At 60.3% G+C, this 24,107-nt stretch carries 20 protein-coding genes and 1 pseudogene; 17 read left to right on the top strand and 4 right to left on the bottom strand.

The features are described from left to right. Positions 1–49: 49 nt before the first annotated feature. The 4 genes from aceA (at position 50) to ACXHRN_RS18355 (ending at position 3,289) form a co-directional block, all read left to right on the top strand. A complete protein-coding gene (gene aceA / locus ACXHRN_RS18340) occupies positions 50–1,339 on the top strand; it encodes an isocitrate lyase (RefSeq protein ID WP_488637744.1) in 1,290 nt (429 codons plus the stop codon). 55 nt (positions 1,340–1,394) lie between these two features. Beyond that, positions 1,395–1,631: an SMc00767 family acetate metabolism repressor gene (locus ACXHRN_RS18345; RefSeq protein WP_488637745.1), complete on the top strand. Its 237-nt coding sequence runs from the start codon at positions 1,395–1,397 to the stop codon at positions 1,629–1,631. 288 nt (positions 1,632–1,919) lie between these two features. Then, the gene (locus tag ACXHRN_RS18350; protein WP_488637746.1) at positions 1,920–2,642 is read left to right on the top strand and encodes a pentapeptide repeat-containing protein; all 723 of its coding nucleotides are present in this window, start codon (positions 1,920–1,922) and stop codon (positions 2,640–2,642) included. A 164-nt stretch (positions 2,643–2,806) separates the two neighbouring features. After that, positions 2,807–3,289, top strand: a complete 483-nt coding sequence (locus ACXHRN_RS18355; protein WP_488637747.1) for a cupin domain-containing protein — start codon at positions 2,807–2,809, stop codon at positions 3,287–3,289. On the opposite strand, the pseudogene ACXHRN_RS18360 reads toward ACXHRN_RS18355, so the two are convergent. Further along, positions 3,290–3,538 (bottom strand): annotated as a pseudogene (locus ACXHRN_RS18360) (LysR family transcriptional regulator); the annotation flags it as partial. 214 nt (positions 3,539–3,752) lie between these two features. Here ACXHRN_RS18360 and ACXHRN_RS18365 point away from each other — a divergent pair. Next, the gene (locus tag ACXHRN_RS18365) at positions 3,753–4,997 is read left to right on the top strand and encodes a flavin-containing monooxygenase (protein ID WP_488637748.1); all 1,245 of its coding nucleotides are present in this window, start codon (positions 3,753–3,755) and stop codon (positions 4,995–4,997) included. A 117-nt stretch (positions 4,998–5,114) separates the two neighbouring features. Here the strand turns inward: ACXHRN_RS18365 and ACXHRN_RS18370 are convergent, their stop codons facing one another. Beyond that, positions 5,115–5,984, bottom strand: a complete 870-nt coding sequence (locus tag ACXHRN_RS18370; protein WP_488637749.1) for a LysR family transcriptional regulator — start codon at positions 5,982–5,984, stop codon at positions 5,115–5,117. Between the two features lie 389 nt (positions 5,985–6,373). Continuing rightward, the gene (locus tag ACXHRN_RS18375) at positions 6,374–7,816 is read right to left on the bottom strand and encodes a glutamine synthetase family protein (RefSeq protein ID WP_488641940.1); all 1,443 of its coding nucleotides are present in this window, start codon (positions 7,814–7,816) and stop codon (positions 6,374–6,376) included. Positions 7,817–7,970: 154 nt separating this feature from the next. Between ACXHRN_RS18375 and ACXHRN_RS18380 the strand changes: the two genes are divergently transcribed. After that, positions 7,971–8,120 carry a hypothetical protein gene (locus ACXHRN_RS18380; protein WP_488637750.1) on the top strand — a complete coding sequence of 50 codons (150 nt, stop codon included), beginning with the start codon at positions 7,971–7,973 and terminating at the stop codon, positions 8,118–8,120. 10 nt (positions 8,121–8,130) lie between these two features. Here the strand turns inward: ACXHRN_RS18380 and ACXHRN_RS18385 are convergent, their stop codons facing one another. After that, on the bottom strand, positions 8,131–8,433 hold the full coding sequence (locus ACXHRN_RS18385) for a hypothetical protein (protein WP_488637751.1): 303 nt from the start codon (positions 8,431–8,433) through the stop codon (positions 8,131–8,133). 28 nt (positions 8,434–8,461) lie between these two features. Between ACXHRN_RS18385 and ACXHRN_RS18390 the strand changes: the two genes are divergently transcribed. The 11 genes from ACXHRN_RS18390 to ACXHRN_RS18440 all read left to right on the top strand — a co-directional run bounded on the left by ACXHRN_RS18390 (position 8,462) and on the right by ACXHRN_RS18440 (position 24,050). Further along, positions 8,462–10,993 carry a methyl-accepting chemotaxis protein gene (locus ACXHRN_RS18390; protein ID WP_488637752.1) on the top strand — a complete coding sequence of 844 codons (2,532 nt, stop codon included), beginning with the start codon at positions 8,462–8,464 and terminating at the stop codon, positions 10,991–10,993. A 346-nt stretch (positions 10,994–11,339) separates the two neighbouring features. Further along, positions 11,340–13,874: a methyl-accepting chemotaxis protein gene (locus ACXHRN_RS18395; RefSeq protein WP_488637753.1), complete on the top strand. Its 2,535-nt coding sequence runs from the start codon at positions 11,340–11,342 to the stop codon at positions 13,872–13,874. A gap of 287 nt (positions 13,875–14,161) precedes the next feature. Continuing rightward, positions 14,162–16,681, top strand: coding sequence for a methyl-accepting chemotaxis protein (locus tag ACXHRN_RS18400; protein ID WP_488637754.1), 2,520 nt, complete (start codon positions 14,162–14,164; stop codon positions 16,679–16,681). A 93-nt stretch (positions 16,682–16,774) separates the two neighbouring features. Then, complete coding sequence (locus ACXHRN_RS18405) at positions 16,775–17,065, top strand: ribbon-helix-helix domain-containing protein (RefSeq protein WP_488637755.1); 291 nt, start codon at positions 16,775–16,777, stop codon at positions 17,063–17,065. Next, on the top strand, positions 17,052–17,396 hold the full coding sequence (locus tag ACXHRN_RS18410) for a type II toxin-antitoxin system RelE/ParE family toxin (RefSeq protein WP_488637756.1): 345 nt from the start codon (positions 17,052–17,054) through the stop codon (positions 17,394–17,396). Before ACXHRN_RS18405 ends, ACXHRN_RS18410 begins: the two co-directional genes overlap by 14 nt. A 100-nt stretch (positions 17,397–17,496) precedes the next feature. Continuing rightward, positions 17,497–18,783: an NAD(P)/FAD-dependent oxidoreductase gene (locus tag ACXHRN_RS18415; protein WP_488637757.1), complete on the top strand. Its 1,287-nt coding sequence runs from the start codon at positions 17,497–17,499 to the stop codon at positions 18,781–18,783. Between the two features lie 146 nt (positions 18,784–18,929). Continuing rightward, entirely contained in the window at positions 18,930–20,399 is a 1,470-nt protein-coding gene (gene zwf / locus ACXHRN_RS18420; protein ID WP_488637758.1) for a glucose-6-phosphate dehydrogenase, read from the top strand. Positions 20,400–20,428: 29 nt separating this feature from the next. Beyond that, on the top strand, positions 20,429–21,127 hold the full coding sequence (gene pgl / locus ACXHRN_RS18425; RefSeq protein WP_488637759.1) for a 6-phosphogluconolactonase: 699 nt from the start codon (positions 20,429–20,431) through the stop codon (positions 21,125–21,127). Positions 21,128–21,190: 63 nt separating this feature from the next. Beyond that, a complete protein-coding gene (gene edd, locus ACXHRN_RS18430; protein ID WP_488637760.1) occupies positions 21,191–23,008 on the top strand; it encodes a phosphogluconate dehydratase in 1,818 nt (605 codons plus the stop codon). Continuing rightward, a complete protein-coding gene (locus ACXHRN_RS18435) occupies positions 23,009–23,497 on the top strand; it encodes a GNAT family N-acetyltransferase (RefSeq protein ID WP_488637761.1) in 489 nt (162 codons plus the stop codon). Between the two features lie 37 nt (positions 23,498–23,534). Next, on the top strand, positions 23,535–24,050 hold the full coding sequence (locus ACXHRN_RS18440) for a GNAT family N-acetyltransferase (protein ID WP_488637762.1): 516 nt from the start codon (positions 23,535–23,537) through the stop codon (positions 24,048–24,050). Positions 24,051–24,107: the final 57 nt, after the last annotated feature.

Below are 24,107 nucleotides of genomic sequence, written 5' to 3' on the forward strand. Positions count from 1 at the left end.
GCCCAGAGAGAGCCAATCCGGATTGCCAAAGCATCTGAGGAGACTGACTGTGACTGATTTTTACAACCTCGTTCCCAACGCACCCAAGGGCCGTTACGACGGCATCGAGCGTTCCTATTCCGCCGAGGATGTGAAGCGGCTGCGCGGATCTGTGGAGATCAAGCATTCGCTCGCCGAGATGGGTGCGAACCGGTTGTGGAAACTGATCCACGAGGAAGATTTCGTCAACGCGCTGGGCGCGCTCTCGGGCAACCAGGCCATGCAGATGGTCCGCGCTGGACTGAAGGCGATCTATCTTTCGGGCTGGCAGGTTGCCGCCGACGCCAACACTGCATCCTCGATGTATCCCGACCAGTCGCTCTATCCGGCCAACGCCGCGCCCGAGCTCGCCAAGCGCATCAACAAGACGCTGCAGCGCGCCGACCAGATCGAAACGCAAGAGGGCAAGGGCCTGTCGGTCGACACCTGGTTTGCACCGATCGTCGCCGATGCCGAAGCCGGTTTCGGCGGGCCGCTGAATGCGTTCGAGATCATGAAGGCCTTCATCGAAGCGGGTGCTGCCGGCGTCCATTATGAAGACCAGCTGGCGTCTGAAAAGAAGTGCGGCCATCTCGGCGGCAAGGTGCTGATCCCGACGGCGGCGCATATCCGCAACCTGACCGCCGCGCGTCTGGCCGCCGACGTGATGGGCACGCCGACGCTGATCATCGCCCGCACCGACGCGGAAGCCGCCAAGCTCCTGACCTCTGATATCGATGAGCGCGACCAGCCCTTCGTCGATTACGACGCCGGCCGCACTGTCGAAGGCTTCTACCAGGTCAAGAATGGCATCGAGCCCTGCATCGCCCGCGCGATCGCCTATGCGCCCTATTGCGACATGATCTGGATGGAAACCTCCAAGCCCGATCTCGGCCAGGCCAGAAAATTTGCCGAGGCGGTGCACAAGGCCCATCCCGGCAAGAAACTCGCCTACAATTGCTCGCCGTCGTTCAACTGGAAGAAGAACCTCGATGACGCGACGATCGCCAAGTATCAGAAGGAACTCGGCGCCATGGGCTACAAGTTCCAGTTCATCACGCTGGCCGGCTTCCATCAGTTGAACTACGGCATGTTTGAACTGGCACGCGGCTATAAGGACCGGCAGATGTCAGCCTATTCTGAGCTGCAGGAAGCGGAGTTTGCCGCCGAAGCCAACGGCTACACGGCAACCAAGCACCAGCGCGAAGTCGGCACCGGCTATTTCGATGCCGTCTCCGTAGCCATCTCGGGCGGCAAGTCCTCGACCACCGCGATGAAGGAATCCACCGAGCACGACCAGTTCCGCCCAGCGGCGGAGTAATACGCCCCTCCCCGCGTGGGAGGGACCTTCAAGAACCCCAGAGAGGAGAAATGCCATGAATATCCAGACCCACGTCAAGGAACGTGCCGAGGAACAGGCGTCAGCCATGACGGCCGAGCAGCAGGCCGCGATCCGTATGGTCGCCAACGACCTGCATCGCCTCAACCATGCTGTCATGAAGGCCGTCGATGCCGGTGTGTCGGTCGAGCTGATCCGCTCGGCCCGCCATCACAACGAAGGCAACTGGGGTGACCTGATGATCCCGGTGATCGTCACGCAGGGTCAACAATAGAGGTCCCCGCATCGCCACCCCCGCAGCACGGCGATGCCCAGCCAAGCATCACGCCATTGCGAAACGCTTGGCATCTGCCCGGATCGTGGAGGACGATCCGGGCATTTTATTTGCGGGCCATGCGGCGAACGCCACCGGCTCCAACTAGAAACGCACTTGGAAAAACTTCGCGCATTGGCCCTTTCGTTATCTCCCCGGTACGCTTAGGATCAGCGACACTGGGCGAGGTGATGCCCATCGGTCCAGGTGAAGAACGACCTGCCATGGTTGGCGGATGGGGATGATAGCATGTATCCAGCGTTCATGGCTCGCAGGAACTCCATTGGTTATTGCTTGCTGGTCTTTGCGGCGTTCGTCGCATTTTCGTGGCAAAATGCCCTGGCTGATGATTGCCGCGCGGAGCCGACGCCGGGCGTCAACTGGCAGAACTGCGACAAGACACTCCTCGTTCTGGAGGACAGCGATCTCGGCGGCGCAAACATGTCGGGGGCTAATTTCAGCTCTACCGATTTCACGAACTCCAACTTGCTCGCGGCAAACCTGGAGAAAGCGACACTTGTGCGCGCCAGCCTCGCGGGTTCCACGGCCACGCGCGCACGCTTCGCGAGGATTGAGGCTTACAGAACGGATTTCAGCGGAATGGATGCGCAGGGCGCGAGCTTCCAAAGCGCCGAATTGCAGCGTTCAAAATTTCAGGGGGCCAAGCTTGCAAATGCGGATTTCACAAAGGCCGACCTCGGTCGCTCGCAGTTCGATGGAGCGGAAGTCGGCGGCAGCCGCTTCTCCCTGGCCAGCCTGGCCCGCGCCGATTTCCGCGGGGCGACATTCGGCGCACCGGTTGATTTCGACCGCGCCTTCCTGTTTCTGACCCGTATCGAAGGCGTCAACCTTGCTGCCGCGACGGGGCTTACTCAATGGCAGGTGGACATGGCTTGTGGAGACGACCGGACCATGCTGCCGTCCGGCCTGAAAAAGCCCCAGAGCTGGCCCTGCCAATTCCAGCAAGAGTAAGATTGCCAAAGGGCTATATAGCAGGTCTGTCCTGGGCCGCCACGAACCGTCGCCTGAAACAGCATTTCATCTGCAGTACCGGTTGGCAGCTGGATTGACGCATTCCCATTTGCAATCTAGGCTGGAAACGTGAATGCAGGATCTGTTCACTGTGGGGGCGCCCAATGGACATGCAGAGCATTACAGGCAAGGTCGCATTCGGCGAAGACCGTTACAACAACGCGGCCCGCTTCCTCAACGGCCGCTTCGACTGCAAGGTCTCCGCTTCCGACACCAACGGTGCGATGTGCATATTCGACACCTTTCGCGACAAGGTGGGCGGTCCGCCGCTGCATTATCACAAATTCCAGGACGAGTGGTTCATGGTGCTGGAAGGAGACTTCCTGTTTCAAGTCGGCGATGGTTTCCACCGGCTCGGCCGCGGAGATTCCATCTTCGGGCCGCGGATGGTGCCGCATGCCTTCAGGAACCTCACGGCTCCGGCCCGGATGCTGATTGCCTATACACCGGCGGCGAAGATGGAAGAGTTCTTCCGCGCCGGGCTTGGTCCGGATTCGGCGGCATCGGCGGAATTCGAGGCGCTACACAGGGCGCACGACATCATCAATGTCGGGCCGCCACTGCGCGGAGAACAGGCGGATTTCTGATCACCCCGTCTTGCTCGGCCGCTTGCCTGCAAACACATCGGCATGGCTTTTCAACAGCTTGGTCATGCGATCGGAGATGGTGCGGATTTCGCGGCGTGAGCGGTCGTCGCTGTGGGTGACGAGCCACTGCTTGTGACGGAGTTCCGTGATCTCGCTGCCGTTCCGCTCCCGCGTCGGGTCGAGATCGCCGATGAAGCAGGGCAGCACGGCGATGCCGGCACCGGCACGCGCGAGGTCGAGCATCGCGCGCACGGTCAACCCGGCTCCGTTGCGCCAATGGCGGGCGTTTAGTTGACAGACGTCCATAGAGGCTCGGCTTACATGAGACGCAAGTTCTTGGTCATCACCTCGCCAAGCGCTGGCATCTTCGATTTTGTCATGCGTGAGAGCAATGCCATACTGGAAAGCGGACCATTTACTGATTTCACGAAGTATAATAGCGTTGCAATCAGAGGGAAACGTAATGACGAGCGGAACGGACGTTCTTGATGCCGTTGTCGTCGGTGCCGGTTGGGCGGGGCTAGGCGTCAGTCGTGCGCTGGCCGAGCGAGGCTTGCGTCATAGAGTGTTGGAGCGAGGTCGCATCGGTGAGACTTGGCGGACCCAGCGCTGGGACTCCTTTCGGATAAACACACCCAACAGCCAAACAGTCATGCCGGGGGACACCTATGTCGGCCCCGATCCCGACGGTGCAATGACAAGCGGCGAGTTCGTCGCGCTGTTGGAGGACTATGCCCGCCGGAATGACCTCCCGGTGGAAACCGCGACACCGGTGACCGACCTTGTCGCAAGCGATGGCCTCTACCGGCTGGCCATTCCGAACGGCCCCGTATGGGCGAGGAATGTGGTGATCGCCAGCAGCAACCAGAATTGCCCGACGCGCCCGACTGTCTCTGCTTTGTTGCCGCCCGAAGTCCAACAGATGGATGCATCAGCCTACCGCAACGCATCGGCACTCGACCGTGGAGCCGTGCTGGTGGTCGGGAGCGCCCAGTCGGGCGGCCAGATCGCCGAGGACCTGGTCCAGGCGGGACGAACCGTGTTTCTTTCAACGGGCCGGGTCGGCCGGTTGCCCCGAATGTATAGGGGTACTCACATCAGTGTCTGGATGGTTCTTACCGGACTGATGGATGTGACGCGCGGGGAATTGCTTCAACAGGGGCCTATCCCTGGAAGGGCGCTGACAGGAGCGCTGCATACGATCAGCCTACAATCCCTCAGTGCGCAAGGCGTTATCTTGCTGGGTCGGCTCACGGGCGTCGAAGACGGCCGCCTCTCGTTCGGCGATGAGGCAGAAGCGCATGTTCGCCATGCGGACGAGGGCTCCGCTAGAATTCGAAGCCAGATCGACGACTACATCGCGCGCAACGGGATCGATGCCCCGAGCGCTGAGCCGGACGCGGCGGAGGTGATTGCCGCGGTTCTGCCGAATCCACCAATCCGATCCATTGATCTCGCCGCGCAGGGGATCACGACGGTGATCTGGTGCACCGGGTTCAAAGGGGATTTCGAATGGGTGCGCGTTCCCAATGTGGTCGATGCACAGGGCCAGCCATCATACGAGAACGGCTTCGCTGGTGTCCCCGGCGTGTATTTCGCTGGCCTGCCTTTCGCGATCTCGCGACGGTCGGGCACAATATTGGCAATCGCGGGAGAAGCAGCCCTGTTGGCCGAAGATATCCAGCGTCGTTTAGACACCTGTCTCTGACGTCCCGATTCAGCGATGCCGACGGTAAGCGAATATCATCCGGTAGGCGCTCAATTGATGTAGCGCCACGTCGGCAATGTCGATCGGCTATTGAGAGCCGCGCAGGCTGGCTTGCGATCATCCCGCCTTGCTCGGCCGTTTTCCCGCAAATACATCCGCATGACTTTTCAACAGTTTGGCCATGCGATCGGAGATGGTGCGGATTTCGCGGCGGGAGCGGTCGTCGCTGTGGGTGACGAGCCACTGCTTGTGGCGGAGTTCGGTGATCTCGCTGCCGACCCGCTCCAGCATCGGGTCGAGATCGCCGATGAAGCAGGGCAGCACGGCGATGCCGGCACCGGCGCGCGCGAGGTCGAGCATGGAGCGCGGGCGATCCACCGTGGCGACGATCTGGCTCGAATTGTTCTGGTGCGGCCAGCGCAGGTAGTTTGAAATGGCATCGCTTTCGCCGACGGCGATCCAGCGCTCGTCATTGGCGCCATTCTTCTGGCGATAGGCGGCATAGGCGGTTTCGCTGAGATAGCGCGCGGCGAGATTGGGTTCCTCCGGCTGGAAAGCGCGGATGCCGATGTCGTTTTCACGGTGCGAAAGCTGGGCGCGCCGCTCGCCGACGGTAAACTCGATGCGAAACGGATCGCGCTCGGTGCAGAGCGCACGAAAGTTCTCCATCAGCAACCAGCCAATCCAGGTGCCGACGGCGATGCGCACCGTCACCTGCCCGCCGCTGACCTGCCGCCAGGTTTCGACGCGTCGAACCGCGGATTCCATTTCGCGCAGCTCGGCAAACAGCGCATTGCCATCTACAGTCAGGCTGTAGCCGTTCTGGCTGCGATTGAAGAGCGACAGGCCCGTCGCCTCCTCCAGCTGCAGGATGCGCCGGCCAACAGTTGCGGGGCTCAAGCCAGTCACCAAGGCGGCGCCGGTGAGGCCCCCTTGGCGGGCGACAATGAGGAAAATCTGGTAGGCATCCCAGCTGACATTTTTCATAGCTGAAAAATGTAGTTCGAATTCGTGCGTATATAAAGCAAAATTTGTAGTGTAAAAATCGATCATCCAATGCAGCCGGACGCGGCGATTTCGTTGGATCCGCGCGGCGACCCAAGCCGGCCACGCCCAGACCAAGCCATTCAAAGCGACAACCGCCCTCAAGAGGAGGCTATCATGAACGACATGCTCACCGCATTTCATCTCGTCAGACATTTCGAACTGCTCGAAAGGGAACGGCAGCCCTACCGGGAGGTCATGCCTGAGACAGGCCCTTCACTGGGCATACGACTGTTTCGCAGGCTGCGTGCGATACGCAGGAGATAAGCGGTTGTTCCGGAAAAGAAAAAGCCGCCGATGGCATCGGCGGCTTTTCGCTCTATGTCTGAGTATCAAACATTCAGCAGCAGGTATTCCCGCTCCCAGGGGCTGATCACCTGCATGAAGGTCTCGAACTCGCCGCGCTTGACGCCCGCATACATGCCGACGAATTCGTCACCGAACACTTCGCGCAAGGCCGGTTCGTTTTCGAGCAGCGACACCCCTTCCAGAAGGTCACGCGGCAGTTCCACCGAACCTTCATTTGCGGTGCCATCCGAAGGTGGGGTCGGCTGCAGGCCCTTCATGATACCGAGCCAACCAGCCGCGAGTGACGCAGCCAGTGCAAGGTACGGATTGGCATCCGAACTGGGCAGCCGGTTTTCCACGCGGCGTGCGGCGGCATCCGACACCGGCACCCGGAATGCCGTCGTGCGGTTGTCGTTGCCCCAGGCATTGTTGACGGGGGCGGCCATTCCGGGTGTCAGCCGTCGATAGGAGTTCACATAGGGCGCCATCATCACCAGCGTCTTCGGCACGTAGTATTGCTGGCCGCCGATGAAGTTGAAGAACTCCTTGGAAGGAGATCCATCGGCATTCGAGAAGATGTTCTTGCCGGTCTTGGCATCAACGACCGACTGGTGGATATGCATGGCCGAACCCGCCTGGCCCTGCATCGGCTTGGCCATGAAAGTGGCATAGATGCCGTGGCCGAGGGCGGCCTCGCGAATGGTGCGCTTGAACAGGAACACCTGGTCGGCAAGCTCGACCGGATCGCCGTGGCGCAGGTTGATTTCCAGCTGCGCAGGCCCTTCTTCATGGATCAGCGTATCGATCTCGAGACCCTGGGCCGCCGAGAAATGATAGATGTCGTCGATCAACTCGTCGAATTCATTGATGCCGGCGATAGAATAGCCCTGCCCGCCCTGGATCGAACGGCCGGAGCGGCCCTGCGGCGGCTTCAGCGGATAGTCGGGGTCTTCATTTTTGGCAACCAGATAGAATTCGATCTCGGGCGCGACGACAGGCTTCCAGCCGCGCTCCGTGTACAGCGACAGCACGTGCTTGAGCAAATTACGCGGCGTGTAGCGTACCGCCTTGCCGTCGGTATCGACGATATCGCAGATCACCTGCGCGGTGGGATCGCTTTCCCATGGCACGACGGAGAGCGTTGAAAGATCCGGCACCAGTTTGATGTCGCTGTCACGCGAATCATAGCGGAACTCTTCGGTCTCATCGGGATATTCGCCTGAAATCGTGTGGCGGAAGATTGCCGATGGCAGCGCCAGCGAGGTGTTGGATGTGAATTTCGAGGTCGGCATCATCTTGCCGCGCGGCACACCGGCAAGGTCAGGCGTGATGCATTCGATGTCTTCAATGCCCCTGGCGCGCAGCCACTCCGCAGCTTCTTTCCAATTGTCGACACCACGGGCGCGGGACAGGAAGGGCGAGGGCTTCGGAGGAATTGCTGTAGTTGCCTTGGTTGTCCTCGAATGCGCTTTCCTAGCGGCCATGATGCACCGTATTTTGTTGATAATGACGGCGATCATACCGTTTCCCGTATAAATGGCGAGGGGGTGGCGTTGTTTTTCGCGACAAACACTCCATTTCAGTGTTTGTTAATAAAATCGTCCGATCATTCCAGGACAGCCTGACTGAGGAGTTTTCATAATGCGTTCCACCCCTCCCCGCCGTGCCCGCGCCATTGCCATAGCAGCCACCCGGGATACGGAAGTCAGGACCAAGGTGATGCTCACTCTCGGGGCCGCGGCTGGCATCGCGACCGCTCTGGCCTACATCCTTACAGCGCTCGTTTCCTAAGCGCCTACCCTCAAGCAAGAGAGAATCGTCGCCAAAGCGCAGGCCAGGTTGGCCTGGCCGGTGCTGGGCGGCCCAGGAACTTCCCTGAATATTTTAAGTATTTTAAATTGAGTCTAGAAAACACCGTTCTGCGCGTCGTCAATTGACTCCAAACCGCATAAAATTGAACCGGTTTAAGTAACGGTAATTCAATATTAACGCCGCGGAATAAATAGTCATACCAGCTATCAATAAAGGGAAGACCGATCAGGCGCGATGACAGCGCCTGACGGGCGACGTTTCGGCATGATCTATTGATGATTGCCGCACCCATCACGACCACTCGCGAGGAGGCTTAGGCAATGAATATCGACAGGATACTGTCCCGTTTCAAGATACAGACGAAGGTCCTGATATTCATCGCACCATTCGTGGTCAGCATCACCGCGGTCGGCATCACCGGGCTCTATGCCTCGGGTCTGCTGCAAGGGCGCATGGAAGTCTCCAACAGCGTGTTGCAATCATTGTCAGGTTTCAAGGACGTTTCGGCCGCGATGGGCAAGTTCCTCGACAGCGCCACCCCGGAAAATCGCGACATGGTCACCCAGAAGCTGACCGAGCAGCAATCCGTCCTCAAGGATACGCTCGCCCAGCTCGGCAGCGATGCGGAGGGGCGCGCTGAGCTGGCAGAAGCTGCACAATCCATCGACAGCATCGTCGGCCATATGAGCGGCCTCTGGACCCTGCACGAATCCGAGACCGAGTTGAAGGGCAAGCTGCAAAAGGGCCTCGCCGTCGTCGTCGGCTCGCAGATGAAAGTGACCGAAGCCACCACGACATTGCAGCGCACGATCGGCAACGATCAGAACGCCGCCAAGACCAAGCTGCGCGAAGCCGACCGCATCACCAGTGCCGCGGCCTATCTGACCGGTCTCTCGTCAGAATACGGCAAGGCAAAGACGCCGGAAGAAAAGTTCGCCGTCGTCAAGAAGAACCTCGGCGAATTGAAGAAGCGCCAGCGCATCCTCACCTCGGCATTGCCGGAAAAGAACAAGGCGGTTGCCAAGTCCCTTTCCGTCGCAACCCAGGAACTCACCAATGTCATCGCCACCAACGACATGTCGGATGACAACATCGCCAAGATGTCGACCAAGCTCGCATCCTTCCGGCAGCTGAATGTCTATCTCGGACTTGCCGCTTCCCAGAAGATGAAGGAAGCCACGCAGAAATTCGCCGAGCTCGATGCTCCCCTGGTCAAGGCCGAGGGCGTACTGGGCGACAGTCGCAAGCTGGTCAATTCCGGCTATTCCATCCAGATCCTGCTGGCCCGCTTCATGCTGGCGCCCGACGAGCAGAACCGCAAGCGCCTATCTGACGACTTCCAGATCGTCCATAAGGACATGATAGCGCTGGGTGGCTCGGCAAAGGACCTACCCTTCTATGCAGACCTTGAGAAGACCTTCATCCCGGCGATCGAGGGGATGGACAAGGACAGCCAGGCGCTGGTCAAGGTCTCCGAGCAGCGCCACAATGACTTTGCCGCCGCCGCCGCCGAGATCGACACGATCTGGAAGCAGTTGACCGCGTTTGCCGAGCTCCAGAAGCAGAGCGCCGGCGTCGAGCGTGACAATGCCAACACCATTTCGGTCGGCGCCACCGTGCTCGGCATCGTCATCGCCATCTTTGCCGGCATCGGCCTGGTGATGACCTTCAAGGGGCCGATCGGCCAGATCACCTTGGCCATGCGCCGCCTCGCCGAAGGCGTGCTCGACACCAAGATCAACGGCGAGGCCCGTATCGACGAAATCGGCGAAATGGCCCGCGCCCTCGGCGTCTTCAAGCAGAACGCGCTGTCGAAGATCGAGATCGAGCGCCAGAGCGAGACCGAACGGGCGCAAGCCGAAGACGAACGCCGCCGCAACGACCAGGAAAAGCTCGACGTCGACCGGCAGATCGACTTTGCCGTCAATGCATTGGCTGCCGGTCTTGGTCGGCTGTCGCAGGGCGATATCTCGCAGACCATCGAGACGCCGTTCTTCGGCCGCCTCGAGCAACTCAGAAACGACTTCAACGGCTCGCTGCTGCGCCTGCAGGACACGATGAGCCAGATCCGCAACAATGTCTTCATGATCCAGCGCAATGCCGGCGAGATGAGTTCGTCGTCCGACGAGCTTTCCAAGCGCACCGAGCAGCAGGCGGCATCGCTCGAACAGACCGCCGCCGCCGTCGAGGAGATCACCGTCACCGTCAAGTCGTCGGCCGAGCGTGCGGAAGAAGCCAACGGCATTGTCGGTGAGACCAAGCGCGCCGCCGACCAGTCCTCCGCCGTCGTGGCCAATGCCATCGACGCCATGGGCCGCATCGAGGATGCCTCGGGCAAGATCGTCCAGATCATCGACGTCATCGACGAGATCGCCTTCCAGACCAACCTCCTGGCGCTGAACGCAGGCATCGAGGCGGCGCGTGCCGGGGACGCCGGCAAGGGTTTTGCCGTCGTTGCCCAGGAAGTCCGCGAGCTTGCCCAGCGCTCGGCGGAAGCCGCCAAGGAGATCAAGAGCCTGATCAACAAGTCGAGCGAGGAAGTCTCGTCCGGCTCGCGGCTGGTGCAGCAGACCGGCGTTGTGCTGTCGGAGATCTCGGTCAAGATCGTCACCGTCTCCGAGCGGGTCGAGATGATCGCCATGGCCAGCCGCGACCAGTCCAACGCGCTTGGCGAGGTCAACTCCGCCGTCAACCAGATGGACCAGATGACCCAGCGCAATGCCGCCATGGTCGAGGAAACCAACGCCGCAACAAGACAGCTCGCCGAGGAAGCCGATATCCTCATGTCGCTGGTCGAACAGTTCAAACTGTCGAACCAGTCTTCCTCCAGCCAGACCCGGCACGCGGCGTAGCAACGCTGCCGGATCGGCAAGCAATTACCCCTGGAATGAGCGAGGCGCGGGAAGAATCACTTCCCGCGCCTCGTCGCTTTTCAGAGATGGAATGTCGCTTCCGAATCATCGGAAAGTAGATCCTTCCCAAGCCCCTACTAAAGTGAATGATTTTTCGTTCAAAATTGAATGAAGCCGGCGGAAATTAGCGTCTGATTAATCCTCCAATGCAAGTCTTGCAGCATCATAATCTTTGAATTCGGGCGGAGGCAGGTTGTGATCGCAGGACAGGGTGCCACCAGCGCACATATTCTCCGGCGATCATCGTTCCTGCCCGCCCCGTTCAGCATAAGGGGAAGGCTCTAGCATGGGGATCGACAGGATATTGTCGCGCTTCAGGATCCAGACGAAGGTCCTGATTTTCATTCTGCCATTCGTGGTCAGCATCACGGCGGTTGGCATCACGGGGCTCTATGCCTCGGGCCTGCTGCAGGGACGGATGGAAGTCTCCAACAGCGTGCTGCAGTCGCTTTCCGGATTCCGCGACGTGTCGGCGGCGATGAGCGCCTTCCTGGACGATACGACTGCCGAGCGCCGCGATGCCGTTTCCAAGCAATTGCAAACCCAACGTGACCTGCTCAACGACATGCTGGCCCAGCTCGGTCCGGACGCTGAAGGCCGGGCCGATCTCACTAATGCCGCCCAGTCGATCGACGGCGTTCTGAAGCGCTTCGATGGCCTGTGGTCGTTACACGAGCAGGAAACCGACCTCAATACCGATATCCAGGAACGGCTGCGGATCGTCACCTACAGCCAGCTTCGACTGAACCGCACGGCGGCCGGTCTTCAGGCGACCGTGCGCCGGGATGACGATGCGGCAAAATCCATGCTCGACGATGCCGGCAGTATTACCGCTGCAGCAAAGATCATTGCCGATACCGCCAAGAATTTCACCCTCAAGCCAACTCCCGAAGCAAAGTTCGATTTCGTCAGCCAAAGTCTGCCTGAGCTCGCCAAGCAGCGGGAAATCCTCGCGAAGCTGCTGTCTGCGAAAAGCGCCTCCACGCTCAAGACGCTCGATGCCGCACTCAAGGACGTCAAGGCGATCATCGACAGCAAGGACAAGTCTGACATCAATGTCGCGCTACTGGCCAACAAGTTGACGCCGCTGCGCCAGCTGTCGATCTATCTCGGCCTGGCAACCCAGCAGAAGATGCAGGAAGCCACGAAGAAGTTTGCCGAGCTCAAGGGGCCGCTGATCAAATCGCAGACCGTGCTGGCGGGTAGCCGCAAGGTCGTCGACACTGCCTATGCCATCCAGATCGAACTCGCACGCTTCCTTTTGGCGCCAGCCGAAGACAATCGTGCCGTTCTCGCAAAGCAGTTCGCCCAGGTCCACAAGGACATGGACGCTCTCGGTGCCAATGCCGAGGGGCTTGCCTTTTTCACCGAGTTGAAGAAGACCTTCATCCCGGCGATTGAGGGGATGGACAAGGACAGCCAGGCTTTGGTGAAGGTCTCCGAGCAGCGCCACAATGACTTTGCCGCCGCTGCCGCTGAGATCGACACGATCTGGAAGCAGCTGACCGCGTTTGCCGAGCTGCAGAAGCAGAGCGCCGGCGTCGAGCGTGATAATGCCAACACCATTTCGGTCGGCGCCACCGTGCTCGGCATCGTCATCGCCATCTTTGCCGGCATCGGCCTGGTAATGACCTTCAAGGGCCCGATCGGCCAGATCACCTCGGCCATGCGCAGGCTGGCCGAAGGCGTGCTCGACACCAAGATCAATGGCGAAGCCCGCATCGACGAGATCGGCGAAATGGCCCGCGCGCTCGGCGTCTTCAAGCAGAACGCGCTGTCGAAGATCGAGATCGAGCGCCAGAGCGAGACCGAACGCGCCGCCGCAGAAGACGAACGCCGTCGCAACGACCAGGAAAAGCTCGATGTCGACCGGCAGATCGACTTTGCCGTCAATGCACTGGCTGCCGGTCTTGGCCGGCTGTCGCAGGGCGACATCTCGCAGACCATCGAGACGCCGTTCTTCGGCCGCCTCGAACAGCTTCGCAACGACTTCAACGGCTCGCTGCTGCGCCTGCAGGACACCATGAGCCAGATCCGCAACAACGTCTTCATGATCCAGCGCAATGCCGGCGAGATGAGTTCGTCGTCGGATGAGCTGTCCAAGCGCACCGAGCAGCAGGCCGCCTCGCTCGAACAGACCGCCGCCGCCGTCGAGGAGATCACCGTCACCGTCAAGTCCTCGGCCGAACGGGCCGAGGAGGCCAACAGCATCGTCGGCGAGACCAAGCGCGCCGCCGACCAGTCCTCCGCCGTCGTCGCCAACGCCATCGACGCCATGGGCCGCATCGAGGATGCCTCGGGCAAGATCGTCCAGATCATCGACGTCATCGACGAGATCGCCTTCCAGACCAATCTGCTGGCACTGAATGCCGGTATCGAAGCGGCCCGTGCCGGGGACGCCGGCAAGGGCTTTGCCGTCGTCGCCCAGGAAGTCCGCGAGCTCGCACAGCGCTCGGCGGAAGCCGCCAAGGAGATCAAGAGCCTGATCAACAAGTCGAGCGAGGAAGTGTCGTCCGGCTCACGCCTGGTGCAGCAGACCGGCGTGGTGCTGTCGGAAATCTCGGTCAAGATCGTCACCGTCTCCGAGCGGGTCGAGATGATCGCCATGGCCAGCCGCGACCAGTCCAATGCGCTTGGCGAGGTCAATTCGGCGGTCAACCAGATGGACCAGATGACCCAGCGCAATGCCGCCATGGTCGAGGAAACCAATGCCGCAACAAGACAGCTCGCCGAGGAAGCCGATATCCTCATGTCGCTGGTCGAACAGTTCAAGCTGTCGAACCGGCATGTCGCGGACCACGGCGCGCGCCACGCCGCCTAATAGAGGCGACGTATCGAAATCGAACGCGGAGGCTCATCACCTCCGCGTTTTCGTTTTCAGAGACGTGCATAAATCTCATTTAATTCAATTGGTTAAGATTGCCTCCCGAATAATTAAACTTCGATTCAAATGTTTTTATCGGACGTTAAGACCAACATGCCACGATCCGCGAGAGAATCCGTGAATTCCGCGCACCCCGTCTTCTGATCGAGCCCGGCTGATCTTCCGCATCGGCTTGAAGCCTCAGAGGATTGGACCGCAGTATCCATCTCCTGGGGGGTCTACCGTTGATTGACAAGCTTATGTCCCGTTTCAAGATCCAGACGAAAGTCATCGTGCTGGTTCTGCCATTCGTTGCCAGTATTTCCGCCGTGGGACTGACCGGCCTCTATGCCTCGGGCATGCTGCAAGGGCGCATGGAAATCTCCAACAGCGTGCTGCAATCGCTGTCGGGCTTCAAGCAGGCGTTTGCCAGCATGAGCGACTTCCTGATGAAGCCCACCCAGGAAAAGCATGACATCGCCGCCAAGGATGCCATCGACCAGCTGGCACTGTTGAAGGACACGACCGAGGGCCTGCGCAAGGAAACCGACGTGAGCCTGCTCGACACGGCCGTCACCCAGTCGCAGACCATCTCGACCAATATCGACACGATCTGGGGCTTGCAGAAACAGCAGGAAGATATCCTCGCGCAGGTCGGCAAAGCGCAGGAAGCGCTGCTCGACATGCAGGGCCAGACCGGCAAGCGCTCGTTTCAGCTGATCGCAGCCGCCAAGAAGAAGGAAAAGGCAGAGAAGAAGGGTCTGACCAGTGGCATGGAACTCGATGGCGTCTCCGTGCTGCTCGATGCGATGGTGGTCGACTATGGCAAGGTGCTGACGCCGGAAGACAAGTTCAAGGTTTTTGCCAAATACGCGCCCAATCTTGAAAAGGGCGTCAACAAGGTGCTCACGGCACTTCCGAAGCAGAAGATCCCTTATGGCAAGAAGTTCGAAAAGCAGGTGAAGGCGCTGCTCGCGCAGATCAAGGCCAACGATCTCTCTGAAGATGCGATGTCGAAGGCCAACACCACGCTCAACAGCTTCCGCGCCACTGGATCGATGTTCAAGCAGATCGGCGGCGACTTGATGCGCCAGTCGATCCTCAACCTCGCCGCCGCCGACGCCGAAATTTCCAAGGCCGACAATGTCGCCAACAAGCTGCGCGCCATCGTCAGCAACAACAATGAGATCCGCGTCGTCTTCGCAGAGCTTCTCGCCAACCCGACGCTCGAGGGCGTCAAGAAAGTCCAGCAATCGCTTTACATGTATGGCGCCGAAGTCTCGGGCCTTTCGAAGGCCGTCAAGGGCGATCCATTCTTCGCGGAGCTCCCGGGCAAGCTGCAGCCGATCCTTGACGGGTTGGGCAAGAATGCTGCCGATCTTGCTGAGAATTCCGAGCAGAAGGCTGCCGAGTTTGCCGCTGCGTCCAAGCAGATCGACGACACCTGGAACCTGCTGACCCAGTTCGCCGAGAGCCAGAAGGCCAGTGCCAGCGTCGAGCGCGACCAGGCCAACACGATCTCGATCGGCGCCGTGCTGGCCGGGATTGCTATTGCCATGGCGGCAGGTGCGGCACTGGTAATCACACTCAAGGGTCCGATCGGCCAGGTGACATCAGCCATGCGGCGGATCGCCGACGGCCTGCTCGATACGTCGATTTCCGGCGACAAGCGTCCCGACGAAATCGGCGACATGGCGCGTGCGCTTGCCATCTTCAAGGACAATGCGCTGGCCAAAGTGACGATGGAGGAAGAGGCCGAGGCGTCGCGCCTTTCCACCGAAGTGGAACGCCAGCGCAACGAGGCGGAAAAGCAGGAAATGGCACGCCAGATCCAGTTTGCGGTCTCGGCCATTGCCGAAGGCCTCGGCAATCTCGCCCAAGGTGAGTTGCGCTACACGATCGACACGCCATTTGCCGGCGATCTCGACACGCTGCGCAGCGATTTCAACCGCTCCGTCGCTGGTCTACGCGATACGCTCAGCGAGATTCGCAATGCGTCGGGCATGATCCAGGACAATGGCCGCCAGATGGCCGAAGCCGCCGACGATCTCGCCAAGCGCACCGAGCAGCAGGCTGCTTCGCTCGAAGAAACCGCGGCCGCCGTCGAAGAGATCACGGCAACGACCCGGACAGCCTCGGCCCGTGCCCAGGAGACCAAGGAGATCGTCGCTACCGCCAAGAAGAACGCCGACAATTCCTCCGGCGTGGTGCAGAACGCCATTGCCGCGATGTCGCGGATCAAGGGCGCTTCCGACAAGATCAGCCAGATCATCGACGTCATCGATGGCATCGCCTTCCAGACCAACCTGCTGGCGCTCAATGCCGGCGTCGAGGCGGCACGCGCCGGCGACGCCGGCAAGGGCTTTGCCGTTGTCGCACAGGAGGTGCGGGAACTCGCCCAGCGCTCGGCCCAGGCCGCCAAGGAAATCGGCGGGCTGATCAGCAATTCTGCCACCGAGGTCGCCACCGGATCCCGCTATGTCGAGGAAACTGGCAACGCGCTGATGGAGATCTCGCGTCAGATCGTCGATATCTCTGGCCATGTCGAACTCATCGCCACGTCTAGCCGCGAGCAGTCCGTGTCGCTCTCCGAAGTCAATTCGACCGTCAACCAGATGGACCAGATGACTCAGCGCAACGCGGCGATGGTCGAGGAAACCAATGCCGCCACCCGCCAGCTCTCCGACGAGGTAGATTTGCTGATGGATCTGGTGGGTCGGTTCCAGCTGGATGAGGATGCGACGCGGGGTCGGCGGGCTGCCTGATTATCTCATATCCAACTCGCGCCGTGATCACGTTGGCGCGAGTATGATTTTATGCTACTCTCTCGCCTAGACCAATGATCCGAGGTGAGCGACATGCAATCGGCCGAGAAAATCAGCATCACCATGACACCCGAAATGCTACGCGTCATCCGCGAAAGCGTTGACGCGGGTGAATATGCGTCTACGAGCGAAGTCATCCGGGACGCAATGCGCGTTTGGCAGAGGCAGCGCGAGGAGCACGCCGAGCGGATCAAGGCGATCAAGGCGCGTATTCGCAAGTCTTTGGACGATCCGAGACCGAGCCTAAGCGAAGAGGAGGCTGACGCAGCTCTCGAGGAGATGTTCGAGAGAGTTGATAAAGAACTTGGCCATGCGTCATCTTAAGGTCCGATACCAGCCAGAGGCCTTCAACGATCTCGAAACGATCTATCGCTATGTCGCTTCCAAAACTCAAAACAGGACCATAGCCAAGGACTTTGTGCGAAGAATCAAAAGTCGCTGCAGCAAGATTGGCCTTGCGCCATATGGCGGCCCGGCTCGCGATTATCTCGAACAAGGATTGCGCATGGTGCCGTTTGAGCATTCCGCCGTTATTCTCTACAAAGTGGAGCCTGATCGCGTTCTCATAACCAATGTATTTTATGGTGGCAGAGATTATGAAGCTCTCTTCCACGACGTATCCGACGCCGACGAGGAAACCCAAAACGAACAATGAACAGGTTAGGCCCTCACCGCCCCGGCTTGCCTCTCACGCATTTGGTGCGCTATCACTTCGCCGCCCGGTCTTCGGGTTTTGAGCATCAAGGTGATCGTAAATGGCATGGCAGAGCCCGATATCGCCAGGAATTTCCTGGTATGAATCCTCGATTGGCGAGCGTCCGGAATACCCTCCCCTCGATGGCTCGGTCAAAACCAGTGTAGCAATTATCGGCGGCGGCTTCACTGGCCTGCAGGCCGCCTGTCATCTGGCGCGCGCCGGCGTCGATGTCGTTTTGATCGATGCCAACCGCTTCGGCGATGGGGCGTCGGGACGCAATGGCGGCCAGCTGGGCACCGGCCAGCGCTCATGGCCGGAGGAATATGAGAGCGAGCTCGGCTTCGAGGCGTCCAAGGCGCTGTTCGATATGGGCGAGAGGGCAAAGGCCAATCTCATCGGTTTCGCTGCCGAAGAGAATATCGAGATCGACTACCTGAAAGGCCACATGGTGGTGGCGCACAAGCCGCGCTACGAGAGGGCCTTCCGCGAAAGCCCGGAAATCGCCGCAACACGCTATGGCTATCCGCACCAGCATTTCATGGAGCGTGAGGAAACCGCAGAGCGGGTTGGCACGTCGCGTTTCCATTTCGGCATCTACGACAAGGAAACCGGTCACATCCATCCGATGAAGTTGATGGTCGGGCTGGCGAAATCAGCCCAGCGCTCTGGCGCCAAGGTCTACGAGATGACCAAGGCGACATCCATCAAATCGGAAGGTGGCAAAGTCACAATCGAGACGCCACGCGGAACGATCACCGCGGACAAGGCGCTTGTGGCGACCGACGCCTATACCAACGGCCTTGAGAAGCAGACCTCGGCGCATATCATGCCGATCGGCTCCTTCATCGGCGCCACACCGCCGCTCGACGATTTCCCCAAGGTGCTGAAAGGGGGCGAATCGGTGGCCGATTCGCGTTTTGTCGTCCGTTATTGGCGCAAGACCAAAGACAACCGCCTGCTGTTCGGCGGTCGGGAGGCCTATACATCTGCAAGCCCGCGCGACATCACGGCGCATATCCGCAGGCAGGTCAGCGAGATCTACCCCGACCTCAAGGATATCGATTTTACACATGGCTGGGGCGGCTATGTCGGCATCACCTTCAATCGTGAGCCGTTTGTGCGCGAGGTCATGCCCGGCGTGACGACGATTGGCGGCTATTCCGGCCACGGCGTCATGCTAGCCAATTACTGCGGCAGGCTTTATGCCGAGATGTTGACGGGCAAGGCACCCGACCTCGAACTCTTCCGTTCGCTCAAGGTCCCCCCCTTCCCCGGTGGGCAGAAATTCAAGGCGCCGCTGCTGTTTCTGGCACTGACCTGGTTTTCGATGGTGGACAGGATGTGAGGATTGCGGGGCGGGCAATGCCCTTGGGGTGTTGTTCGCACTTGCAACAGAATAGAAAAAGTCCATATTCCGGGTAACAGCCACTGGCTTTTTTAAATCGATTAGATTATGAACACCTGCGTCCGCCAGAGATGAAAGATGATCCCATGAGCAGCCAGATAATCCCCGTCGAACCTTTTGACTATGTCGTCTTCGGCGGCACGGGCGACCTTGCGGAGCGCAAGCTGCTTCCGGCGCTGTTTCATCGCCAGGAAGCCGGGCAGTTCACCGAGCCGACGCGCATCATCGGTGCCTCACGCGCGGCGCTCAGCCATGAGGAATACCGCAAGTTCGCAGCCGATGCGCTGAAGAAATTCCTTAAGCCCGGCGAATATGGCGAAGAAGCGGTTTCGCGCTTCACCGCCCGACTGTTCTACGTGCCCGTCGATGCATCATCGGACAAGGGTTGGGACAAGCTGCATGAGCTGCTGAGCGAAGGCAAGGAACGCGTCCGCGCCTTCTATCTCGCCGTCGGTCCGGCCATCTTCGGCTCGATCAGCGAAAAGATCCGCGATCACAAGCTGATCACCAAGAACACCCGCATCGTCGTTGAAAAGCCGATCGGCCGAGACCTGGCTTCCGCGCTGGATCTCAACGACACAATCGGCAAGGTGTTCCGCGAAGAGCAGATCTACCGCATCGACCACTATCTCGGCAAAGAGACGGTGCAAAACCTGATGGCGCTCAGGTTTGCCAATGCGCTTTACGAGCCGCTGTGGAATTCCGCCCATATCGACCATGTGCAGATCACCGTCGCGGAATCCGTCGGCCTCGAAGGCCGTGCCGGTTACTACGACAAGGCCGGCGCGCTGCGTGACATGGTGCAGAACCATATCCTGCAGCTTCTCTGCCTCGTGGCGATGGAAGCCCCGGCCTCGATGGGCGCCGAAGCCGTGCGCGACGAAAAACTCAAGGTACTGCGCTCGCTGAAGCGCATCGACGCCACCAATGCTGACAAGTTCACCGTGCGCGGCCAATATCGCGCCGGCGCGTCCGACAAGGGCGCCGTCAAGGGTTATCTCGAGGAACTCGAAGGCGGTGTTTCCAACACCGAAACCTACGTGGCAATCAAGGCGGAAATCGGCAACTGGCGCTGGGCCGGCGTGCCGTTCTACATCCGCACCGGCAAGCGGCTGGCAAGCCGCGTATCGGAGATCGTCATCACCTTCAAGGCGATACCGCATTCGATCTTCGATGCCTCGGCCGGTCGCATCGGCCAGAACCAACTCATCATTCGCCTGCAGCCAGACGAAGGCGTCAAGCAGTCGCTGATGATCAAGGATCCGGGTCCCGGCGGCATGCGCCTGCGCGAAGTATCGCTCGACATGAGCTTTGCCGAGGCCTTCGATAGCCGCAATGCCGATGCCTATGAGCGCTTGTTGCTCGACGTCATCCGCTCCAACCAGACACTGTTCATGCGCCGCGACGAAGTGGAAGCCGCATGGCGCTGGGTCGATCCGATCCTCAAGGCCTGGGAAGAGACCGGACAGCCGGTGCAAGGCTATACGTCGGGCACATGGGGTCCGAGCCAGTCGATCGCTCTCATCGAGCGCGACGGCCGCACCTGGCACGAATAGGCAGAGTAGAAGCGACTTCGGGGCAAGACATGGCGTATCGTTTCAACATCTTCGACAATGGTGCTGCCCTTGCGCAGGCACTTGCCGAACGGGTCGCAGGCGTGCTCGCCGAGGCCGTAGCGATGCGTGGCCATGCCTCGATCGCTGTTTCCGGCGGCTCGACGCCGAAGGCCTTCTTCAAGGCGCTGTCGGCCTTCGACATCGACTGGAGCCGCGTGACGGTGACACTGGTCGACGAGCGCTTCGTGCCGGAAAGCAATGAGCGGTCGAACCATGCACTGGTCTCGTCCGGCCTACTGCAGGATAACGCTGTGAGTGCACGGTTCATTCCGCTTTATCATTCCGACGTCTCGGCTGAGGATGCCGCGCGCCTTGCCACGGGCGCAACCAGGGATGTCTGTCATCCCTTCGACGTCGTTATCCTCGGCATGGGCGGCGATGGCCACACGGCGTCATTCTTTCCAGGCGGCAACAACCTTGAAAAAGCCCTCGATCCGGCGACGCCTCGCAGCGTGATCACCATGCAAGCAGAGGGCGCCGGCGAGCCGCGTCTCACTTTCACCTTCTCGGCATTGCAGGATGCCCGGCTGCTCGTGCTGCATATCGAAACCGCCTCGAAGAAGCCGGTGATCGACAAGGCGCTGGCGGAAGGCAAGGACAGCTCCCTGCCGGTCGGCCGCGTCATCGGCAATGCGACATCCGAGACCGAAATTTACTGGGCGCCCTGAGGACCGATCCTCGCGCCACCGATGCCGCACCCTCCCGGCGGCATGACATCGAAAGGAACAGCCATGGCAGCTGACAAGAGAATCGCTGGAATCACCGCGCGCATCGTCGAACGTTCCAAGCCCTCGCGGCAAGCCTATCTCGGCCGGGTCCGCGAAGCCGCCACGCGCGGCCCGCACCGCTCGGTGCTCTCCTGCGGCAATCTCGCCCATGGCTTTGCGGTCTGTTCCCCCTCCGAGAAGGACATGCTCGCCGGCGACCGTGTGCCGAACCTCGGCATTATCACGTCCTACAATGACATGCTGTCGGCCCACCAGCCCTTCGAGACTTATCCGGCGCTGATCCGAGAAGCGGCGCACGAAGCCGGCGGCGTGGCACAGGTGGCCGGGGGCGTGCCCGCCATGTGCGATGGCGTCACCCAGGGCCAGCCGGGCATGGAGCTTTCGCTGTTCTCACGCGACCTGATCGCCATGGCGGCCGGCATCGGCCTGTCGCACAACATGTTCGACTCCGTGGTTTACCTCGGCGTCTGCGACAAGATCGTCCCGGGCCTTGCCATTGCGGCGCTGACCTTCGGCCATCTTCCCGCCGTCTTCATTCCGGCCGGTCCGATGACCTCCGGCCTTCCGAATGACGAGAAATCCCGTGTTCGCCAGCTGTTTGCCGAAGGCAAGGTTGGCCGCGAGGCGCTGCTGGAAGCCGAATCCAAGTCCTACCACGGTCCCGGCACCTGCACCTTCTACGGCACGGCGAATTCCAACCAGATGCTGATGGAAGTCATGGGCTTCCATATGCCCGGTTCGTCCTTCGTCAATCCGGGCACGCCGCTGCGCGATGCATTGACCAAGGAAGCCGCCAAGCGGGCGCTGGCGATCACCGCCATGGGCAACGAATTCACACCGGCCGGGGAAATGATCGACGAGCGCTCGATCGTCAACGGCGTCATCGGCCTGCATGCCACCGGCGGTTCGACGAACCATACGCTGCATCTGGTGGCCATTGCCCGTGCGGCCGGCATCCACCTGACATGGCAGGATATTTCCGATCTTTCCGACGCCATCCCCCTGCTCGCCCGCGTTTATCCGAACGGCCTCGCCGACGTGAACCATTTCAACGCGGCTGGCGGCATTGGCTTCCTGATCCGCGAACTGCTCAAGCAAGGCCTGCTGCACGACGATGTGCGCACCGTGTTCGGCCATGGGCTCGATGCCTACACCGTCGAAGCCAAGCTCGGCGAGAACCGTCAGGTCATCCGCGTGCCGGTTCCGGAAAAGAGTGGCGACGACAAGGTGCTGAGCAAGGTCGAGACACCTTTCCAGACGTCTGGTGGTCTCAAGATGCTGACCGGCAATATCGGCACCGGCGTCATCAAGATTTCGGCGGTCAAGCCGGAGCGGCATATCATCGAGGCGCCTGCAAAGGTCTTCCACGATCAGGCCGGGCTGAACAATGCCTTCAAGAATGGCGAGTTGACCGGCGATTTCGTCGCTGTGGTCCGCTTTCAAGGCCCGAAGGCCAACGGCATGCCGGAACTGCACAAGCTGACCACCGTGCTCGGCGTGCTGCAGGATCGTGGCCAGCGCGTGGCACTCTTGACCGATGGCCGCATGTCGGGCGCCTCTGGCAAGGTGCCGGCGGCAATCCACTTTACGCCGGAAGCCAAGGATGGCGGCGCCATCGCCAAGATCCGCGACGGCGACATCATTCGTCTCGATGCAACGCATGGCAAAATCGACGTGCTGGTGGAAGCCACGGAATTCGATGCACGCCTGCCGGTCGAGGCCGATCTGTCCGGCAACGAGTTCGGCATGGGCCGCGAACTGTTTGCCGTGTTCCGGCAGAACGCCGGCGCCGCCGACCAGGGCGGCAGCGTGCTGTTCTAAATGGCGCTACGGGTTGCCACATCGGCCGATCTGCCGGAGATCATGGAGATCGAGCGGCAGCCCGGTTTCGAGAACTTCGTCGGCCGCTCGTCGGCGGAGTTCCATGCGCGGGCAATGGTTGACCCGGACTACGCCTATCTGGTGGGATTGAATGCGGATGGCGTGATCGCCGGTTTTGCGATCCTGCGCGACCTGACCAATCCGATGGGCAATACCTGCCTCAAGCGGCTGGCAGCGCGGACGCCCGGCAGCGGCTTCGGCAAGCCCTTCCTGCTGGAGGTCATCGAGTGGGCCTTTATGCAGACGAGCACCCACCGCTTCTGGCTCGACCACATTATCAGCAATGACCGCGCCCGCCATGTCTACGAGCAGAGCGGCCTTACGCGAGAAGGCATCTTCCGGCAGGCCTATGCACTGCCGGATGGCACCCGCGTCGACCTCGCGGTCATGTCGATCCTGAAGCCAGAATGGTTTCCGCGCCAACCTTGATCTTGCAAATCGGGGTGTGCATTCCCTAATTTCAGAGATGACCCGAATCTGGACCCAACAGACCGTTCTGCGCAGAGCCTCGGCCGCCGATATTCCCGCCATCATGGAAATCGAACGGCAGCCGGGCTTCGACCAACTCGTGGGTCGCTGGAATGCCGAGCAGCATCTCGAGAATATCTCCAAGCCCGGCTACCTCTACTTGGTCCATGACGGCCGCGAGAGCGCGCCGATCGCCTTTGCGGCGCTCAGTGGCATGGGTGATTCCAAAGGTGAAGTGCTGATCAACCGCCTGATCGTGAGAACACCCGGCATGGGCACCGGCAGGCTGTTCCTGCGGGAGATCATGGCTGTCGTGTTCGATGGCGCGCCGACATCCAAGCTCTGGCTGCGGGTCAGGCCGGAAAATGAGCGCGCGTTGCACCTCTATCAGGCACATGGTTTCACAGTAGAGCGAAAGCTCCCTCAAGCCGGCACGACGCCGGACGGCAAGCGCGTCAACCTGCTGCTGATGTCGATAACCTACGAGGATTGGGCCGAGAGAAATCCAGATTAACCTTGCAAATCTGGAATTGAATTCCATAATTGCGAGGATGATTGAACATTTCTACGG

The organism is Shinella sp. OV683 (assembly GCF_057787725.1).

Coding starts and splice junctions, on each gene's coding strand:
- ACXHRN_RS18405 (WP_488637755.1), top strand. CDS start 16,775: ATGCAATCGGCCGAGAAAATCAGCATCACCATGACACCCGAAATGCTA.
- ACXHRN_RS18350 (WP_488637746.1), top strand. CDS start 1,920: ATGTATCCAGCGTTCATGGCTCGCAGGAACTCCATTGGTTATTGCTTG.
- ACXHRN_RS18415 (WP_488637757.1), top strand. CDS start 17,497: ATGGCATGGCAGAGCCCGATATCGCCAGGAATTTCCTGGTATGAATCC.
- ACXHRN_RS18395 (WP_488637753.1), top strand. CDS start 11,340: ATGGGGATCGACAGGATATTGTCGCGCTTCAGGATCCAGACGAAGGTC.
- ACXHRN_RS18370 (WP_488637749.1), bottom strand. CDS start 5,984: ATGAAAAATGTCAGCTGGGATGCCTACCAGATTTTCCTCATTGTCGCC.
- ACXHRN_RS18440 (WP_488637762.1), top strand. CDS start 23,535: ATGACCCGAATCTGGACCCAACAGACCGTTCTGCGCAGAGCCTCGGCC.
- ACXHRN_RS18365 (WP_488637748.1), top strand. CDS start 3,753: ATGACGAGCGGAACGGACGTTCTTGATGCCGTTGTCGTCGGTGCCGGT.
- edd (WP_488637760.1), top strand. CDS start 21,191: ATGGCAGCTGACAAGAGAATCGCTGGAATCACCGCGCGCATCGTCGAA.
- ACXHRN_RS18435 (WP_488637761.1), top strand. CDS start 23,009: ATGGCGCTACGGGTTGCCACATCGGCCGATCTGCCGGAGATCATGGAG.
- ACXHRN_RS18355 (WP_488637747.1), top strand. CDS start 2,807: ATGGACATGCAGAGCATTACAGGCAAGGTCGCATTCGGCGAAGACCGT.
- ACXHRN_RS18410 (WP_488637756.1), top strand. CDS start 17,052: ATGCGTCATCTTAAGGTCCGATACCAGCCAGAGGCCTTCAACGATCTC.
- ACXHRN_RS18380 (WP_488637750.1), top strand. CDS start 7,971: ATGCGTTCCACCCCTCCCCGCCGTGCCCGCGCCATTGCCATAGCAGCC.
- zwf (WP_488637758.1), top strand. CDS start 18,930: ATGAGCAGCCAGATAATCCCCGTCGAACCTTTTGACTATGTCGTCTTC.
- ACXHRN_RS18345 (WP_488637745.1), top strand. CDS start 1,395: ATGAATATCCAGACCCACGTCAAGGAACGTGCCGAGGAACAGGCGTCA.
- ACXHRN_RS18385 (WP_488637751.1), bottom strand. CDS start 8,433: ATGGGTGCGGCAATCATCAATAGATCATGCCGAAACGTCGCCCGTCAG.
- pgl (WP_488637759.1), top strand. CDS start 20,429: ATGGCGTATCGTTTCAACATCTTCGACAATGGTGCTGCCCTTGCGCAG.
- ACXHRN_RS18390 (WP_488637752.1), top strand. CDS start 8,462: ATGAATATCGACAGGATACTGTCCCGTTTCAAGATACAGACGAAGGTC.